Genomic DNA, 5,833 nt, shown 5'->3' on the forward strand with positions numbered 1-5,833 from the left:
ACCAGAAGTTCACCGACATCGGCAAGAAGAATCAGCAATGGACCGGCAAGAAGGCGCTGCTGATGCACGGCGCGCTGTGGCAGGGCACGGTCGTAGCCACCATGGCGGGCTGGCGGACGGACTTTCTGAACCAGATGGGCCTGGTCATCTCCGACAGCATCAAACCCTTCGGCACCGATCAGCGCGCCGTCATCCCGCGCGATCACATCAAGGCGGTACTCGATTCCGCCGACCTGGTGATCTGGACGACCCAGAACCCCGACGATCAGAAGGCGATACTGACCGACCCGGAGGTGGCCGGGTCGCTGACCACGGCGCAGAACCGCCACATCTTCACCACCAAGGACCAGGCCGGCGCCATCGCGTTCGCGTCGCCGCTGAGCTACCCGGTCATCGCCGACCAGCTGCCCCCGCTGATCACCAAGATCCTGGGGTAGCCACGCGCGCGGGCGTGGCTGTTTGAGCGTTTGCTAAGGCAGCTCTGGCAGTGCTCGAAAATCCGTCGCCCGCCCCTCGCACAGGCCCCGATCCCGGGGTTACCGTCGAGTAATGAGCGTGACGGATCTTAGCGGCGACCTGGCCCACAACCTGCCGACGGAGCTGGTCGGCAACACCGTCGTGGACTACGGCGACCGCGCGCTGATGGTGCAATGCGGCAGTACCGCCGAGGTATTGGCATGGGCGGACGCGCTGCGCGCCGCGGCGATACCGGGCGTGGTCGACGTCGTGCCGGCCGCCCGCACGGTGCTGGTGAAGCTGGACGGCCCGCGCTCTCAGGGCGTCATCCGTCAGCGGCTGCGCAAGATGCGCGTCGACGCCGCCCCGGGGGCCGCCTCGGCGCGCCGCGCCGACGTGGTCATCGACGTCGTCTACGACGGCCCGGACCTGGCCGAGGTCGCCGACCGCACCGGACTGACCATCGCGGCGGTGATCGACGCCCACACCGCCACGCCGTGGCGGGTCGGATTCAGTGGATTCGCACCCGGTTTCGCCTATCTGGTCGACGGCGATCCGCGCCTGCGGGTGCCGCGCCGCCCCGAGCCGAGGACATCGGTGCCCGCCGGCTCGGTCGGCCTCGCCGGTGAATTCAGCGCGGTCTACCCGCGGCAGTCCCCCGGCGGGTGGCAACTGATCGGCCACACCGACGCGGTGCTGTGGGATCTGCAGCGGCCGAACCCGGCGTTGTTGGCGCAGGGCATGTGGGTTCAGTTCCGGGCCGTCTAGATACCTGAGGAGATAGCCGTGCCGATCCTGGAGATCCTGCGCACCGGACCGTTCGCCGTCGTCCAAGACCTCGGTCGCCCGGGGCTGGCCCACCTGGGCGTGAGCCGCTCGGGAGCAGCCGACCGGCGCGCGCACAAGCTGGCCAACCGGCTGGTGGCCAACCCCGACGACCGCGCCACCGTGGAGGTGACGTTCGGTGGTTTCGCGGCCAGGGTCACCGGCGGTGATGTGGACATCGCGGTGACGGGCGCCGACACCGACCCCACGGTCAACGGAATCAAGTTCGGCACCAACAGCATTCATCATGTGCGCGATGGCGAGGTGATCTCGCTGGGCGCGCCGCGCGCGGGGCTGCGCAGCTATCTGGCGATCCGCGGCGGCATCTGCGTGGAGCCGGTGCTCGGGTCGCGCAGCTACGACGTGATGTCGGCCATCGGCCCGGCGCCGCTGCGCAGCGGTGACCGCCTGCCGATCGGCGAGCACACCGACGCCTACCCCGAGCTGGACCAGGCGCCGGTCGCGGCCATCACCGACCATGTCGTCGAGCTGTCCGTGGTGCCCGGGCCGCGCGACGACTGGTTCGTCGATCCCGACGCCCTGGTACACACCGATTGGGTGGCCTCGGATCGCAGCGACCGGGTGGGGATGCGGCTGACGGGCCGGCCGCTGCAGCACTGCTACCCGGACCGCCAGCTGCCCAGCGAGGGCGCCACCCGTGGCGCAATTCAGGTGCCCCCCAACGGTTTACCGGTGATCCTGGGACCCGACCATCCCGTCACCGGCGGTTACCCGGTGATCGGCGTGGTGGTCGACGAGGACGTGGACAAGATCGCCCAGGTGCGGCCCGGCCAGACCGTGCGACTGCACTGGGCGCGGCCCAGGTCCCTGGTGGGCGCCCAGTCCGGTGCCGCGAGTTGGCCGTTTTCCTAGATCTCGCCCGCCGAATCGTCGGCGCGGGAATCGCCTGTATCCCAGCTCACACCGCGGCGGCCGGATGTGTGAAATCACTTGATGGCGGCGCCCATTCACGGCCGATGAACCGCGGCCTCGCGAACTGATTGTCCCTCAGGCAGTTACCAGATAACTGGTAAACAACTAACAGGCGATATCGGCCCGTTCCGGTTGACCCGTTCGCGTCGTAAATGTGAGCATCGGACCATACGGCGGGGCATGCCCGCCCATTCGGGGTGCCCAAGCGTCGAAAGCCAGTCTCCGAACCGCTTTCCCGATATCGGGCGAGCGCGGTGACCCCTGGCGCGGCGGCGGCCCGATGCGGCGGTTCGTGGGGCCTGAGGAGAGGATCTGTATGCACGCCGGTCGACGCGATGCCATTGGGGCGCAATCGCTTTCCGTGATACGGCGACAGGCATAACCGCCGTGGCGAAGAAAGGTGACGATCGGATGGGCCGCAACCACCGCATCGCGGACTGGAATCCGGAAGACACGACGGCCTGGGAGGCCGGCAACAAGAAGATCGCCCGGCGCAACCTGCTGTGCACCATCGCCGGTGACCACGTGGCGTTTTCGATCTGGACCCTGTGGCCCGTCATGGCGTTGTTCATGCCGGGGTCGGTCTACGGCTTCTCCGCCGGCGACAAGCTGCTGCTCGGCGCGGTCGCCACCCTGGTCGGTGGTTGCGCGCGGATCCCCTACACCTTGGGCATCGCCGCCTTCGGCGGTCGCAACTGGACGACGTTCTCGGCCTTCGTGTTGCTGATCCCGACGGCCGGCACCATCGCGCTGCTGGCCAATCCCGGTGTGCCGCTGTGGCCGTTCGTGCTGTGCGCCGCCCTGACGGGGCTGGGCGGCGGCAACTACGCGGCCTCGCTGGCCAACGTCAACGCCTTCTACCCGCAGCGACTCAAGGGCGCCGCGCTGGCCGTCAACGCCGGCGTCGCCAATCTGGGGGTGGCGGTGATCCAGTTGGTCGGCCTGCTGGTGCTGGCCACCGCCGGCCACGAGGCGCCGTACTGGGTGTGCGCGGTGTACCTGGTGTTGCTGGTCGTCGTCGGCATCGCGGCCGCCTTGTTCATGGACAACGTCAACCACGGCACCCAACTGAGCACCATGCGCTCGATCCTGTTCGAGCGCGACACGCATGTGATCTCGCTGCTCTACATCGCCACCTTCGGCTCCTGGATCGGCTTTTCCTTCGCCTTCGGTCAGGTGATGCAGGTCAACTTCGCCGAAGCCGGGGAAAGCCCCAAGCATGCGGCGCTGCACGCCGCGCAGCTGGCCTTCCTCGGGCCCCTGCTCGGCTCGCTGGCGCGCATCTACGGTGGCCGGCTGGCCGATCGGCTCGGCGGCAGCCGCGTCACCCTGGGCGTCCTGGCCGGCATGACCCTGAGCGCCGGGCTGCTGGTCACCATCAGCACCTTCGACGACCACCACGCCGCGGCCCACTCCGTCAGCATGATCGGCTACGTCACCGGCTTCATGGTGTTGTTCGCCCTGTCCGGCATGGGCAACGGTTCGGTGTTCAAGCTGATCCCGTCGGTCTACGAGGCGCGCAGCCGTTCACTGGACGCGAGCGAGGACGAACGTCGTCATTGGGCCCGCGCGAAGGCGGGATCGCTGATCGGCGTCTGCTCCGCCGTCGGTGCGCTCGGGGGCGTGGGGATCAACCTGGCGCTGCGCCAGTCGTACCTGAGCACCGGCACCGAAACGTCGGCCTACTGGGTGTTCCTGGTGTCCTATGTGGTGGCGGCGATCATGACCTGGACGGTCTATGCGCGCCGACCCGCAACCGCGCCCGGCCTGTCCGGGTCGGCACCGGATACCGAGGCGTGTGAGCCGGCTCGCAACACGGGCAATGCCACAGCAATTGACCGGTAACGCAACGGAAACGTCGCAGGCATACACACTTCATATGGCCCCCCAACTGGCCCCACCAGACTCCGCGCCGCTGACCGGCTACCGGATCGCCGTCACGTCGGCGAACCGCGCCGAGGAGCTGTGCGCGTTGCTGCGCCGCAACGGCGCGGAGGTGTCCAGCGCCGCGGCCATCAACATCATCGCGTTGCCCGAAGACGAAGAACTGCAGAACCACACCGAGGCGGTGATCGCGGAGCCGCCGGATATCTTGGTGGCGCACACCGGCATCGGCTTTCGCGGCTGGGTCGCCGCGGCCGACGGGTGGGGCCTGGCCACCCAACTGCTGGCGTCACTTGCCAAGTCGCGGATCGTGGCCCGCGGCCCGAAGGCGACGGGGGCCTTGCGCGCCGCCGGATTACACGAAGAGTGGTCGCCCAAATCCGAATCGTCGCGCGAGGTGCTGCGCTACCTTCTCGAGTCGGATGTCGCCGGCAAGCGCATCGCCGTCCAGCTGCACGGCGCGGCCGACGGGTGGGATCCGTTCCCGGAATTCATCAACGGCTTGCGATCGGCGGGCGCCGAGGTGGTGCCCATTCACGTATACCGCTGGAAGCCAACGCCGGCCGGCGGTGACTTCGACCAGCTCGTCGCCTCGGTCGCGCGGCGCCAGTTCGACGCGGTGACCTTCACCTCCGCCCCCGCCGGCGCGGCGCTGTTGGAGCGCAGCCGTGAGTTGGGCATCGAAGACCAACTGCTGCAAGCGCTTCGCAGTGACGTGCACGCGATGTGCGTCGGCCCGGTCACCGCGCAACCGTTGATCCGTGCCGGGATCCCGACGTCGTCACCAGAGCGAATGAGGTTGGGGGCGTTGGCCCGCCACATCGCCCAGGAACTCCCGCCCCTGCGGTCGTGCACCATCCGCGCGGCCGGCCACGACATCGAGATCCGCGGGACCTGCGTGCTGGTCGACGGTTCGGTGAAGTCCCTGTCGGGGTCGGGCATGGCGACCCTGCGGGCGCTGGCGCAACGCCCCGGCGATGTCGTCGCGCGCAACGACTTGCTCCGGGTGCTGCCCGGCAACAGTAACGACCCGCACGCCGTCGATACCGCGGTGCTGCGGTTGCGAACGGCGTTGGGCGACAAGAACATCGTCGCAACGGTGGTCAAGCGCGGCTACCGTCTTGCGATCGATCATCCGGAAGACTCCCCATGGCACTGATCCTGGTAGCACACGGCACCCGCCGCCCTGGCGGTGTGGCGATGGTCGAAGACCTTGCGGCACAGGTGAGTACGCTGGTCCGCAGCCAAGTCGACGTCGCCTTCGTGGACGTGGTGGGCCCCACCCCCAGCGAGGTCCTGGTGCGCGTGAAGGCGGACGACCGGCCCGCCATCGTGGTGCCCGCGTTCCTGTCGCGCGGATACCACGTCCGCGCCGACCTGCCCGCGCACGTGGCGGCCAGCGGCCATCCGAACGTGCTCGTCACCCCCGCGTTGGGTCCGAGCGGTCAGATCGCCCGCATCGTCGGCGACCAGTTGGTGAAATGCGGCTGGCGTCCGGGCGATTCGGTGATATTGGCGGCCGCGGGAACCTCGGATGACAAGGCGCGCGCGGACCTGCACACCACCGCGACGTTGTTGTCCGCGTTGACCGGATCGCGGGTGAGCCTGGCGTTCGCGGCCACCGGCGATCCACAGCTGGCCGAGGCCGTGGAGCGGGCCCGCGCGCGCCGCGCCGGTAGCCGTGTCGTGGTCGCCTCATACCTGCTGGCCGACGGCCTGTTCCAGCAACGGCTGC

6 protein-coding genes are annotated in these 5,833 nt (G+C 68.9%); all 6 read left to right on the forward strand.

Annotated features, from left to right (window positions below):
* Positions 1 to 437: ABC transporter substrate-binding protein (locus tag A5646_RS06645; RefSeq protein ID WP_156765537.1), on the forward strand; the 437-nt coding region annotated here is incomplete at its 5' end.
* A 112-nt stretch (positions 438 to 549) separates the two neighbouring features.
* Positions 550 to 1,224, forward strand: coding sequence for an allophanate hydrolase subunit 1 (locus tag A5646_RS06650; RefSeq protein WP_066865317.1), 675 nt, complete (start codon positions 550 to 552; stop codon positions 1,222 to 1,224).
* 18 nt (positions 1,225 to 1,242) lie between these two features.
* Positions 1,243 to 2,154, forward strand: coding sequence for a 5-oxoprolinase/urea amidolyase family protein (locus A5646_RS06655; RefSeq protein WP_066865314.1), 912 nt, complete (start codon positions 1,243 to 1,245; stop codon positions 2,152 to 2,154).
* A gap of 471 nt (positions 2,155 to 2,625) precedes the next feature.
* Positions 2,626 to 4,059 (forward strand): MFS transporter, encoded by a 1,434-nt coding sequence (locus tag A5646_RS06660; protein ID WP_067020740.1) that lies wholly within the window; start codon positions 2,626 to 2,628, stop codon positions 4,057 to 4,059.
* Positions 4,060 to 4,105: 46 nt separating this feature from the next.
* Positions 4,106 to 5,257 (forward strand): uroporphyrinogen-III synthase, encoded by a 1,152-nt coding sequence (locus A5646_RS06665; protein WP_156765538.1) that lies wholly within the window; start codon positions 4,106 to 4,108, stop codon positions 5,255 to 5,257.
* The coding region (locus tag A5646_RS06670; RefSeq protein WP_066865307.1) for a sirohydrochlorin chelatase at positions 5,248 to 5,833 on the forward strand (586 nt) is incomplete at its 3' end. The genes A5646_RS06665 and A5646_RS06670, both read left to right, overlap by 10 nt.

The organism is Mycobacterium sp. 1245499.0 (assembly GCF_001673615.1).
Lineage (GTDB): Bacteria > Actinomycetota > Actinomycetes > Mycobacteriales > Mycobacteriaceae > Mycobacterium > Mycobacterium europaeum_A.

What these genes read in the sequence shown, in the direction of transcription:
- A5646_RS06650 (WP_066865317.1), top strand. Translation starts at nt 550, where the DNA reads ATGAGCGTGACGGATCTTAGCGGCGACCTGGCCCACAACCTGCCGACG.
- A5646_RS06660 (WP_067020740.1), top strand. Translation starts at nt 2,626, where the DNA reads ATGGGCCGCAACCACCGCATCGCGGACTGGAATCCGGAAGACACGACG.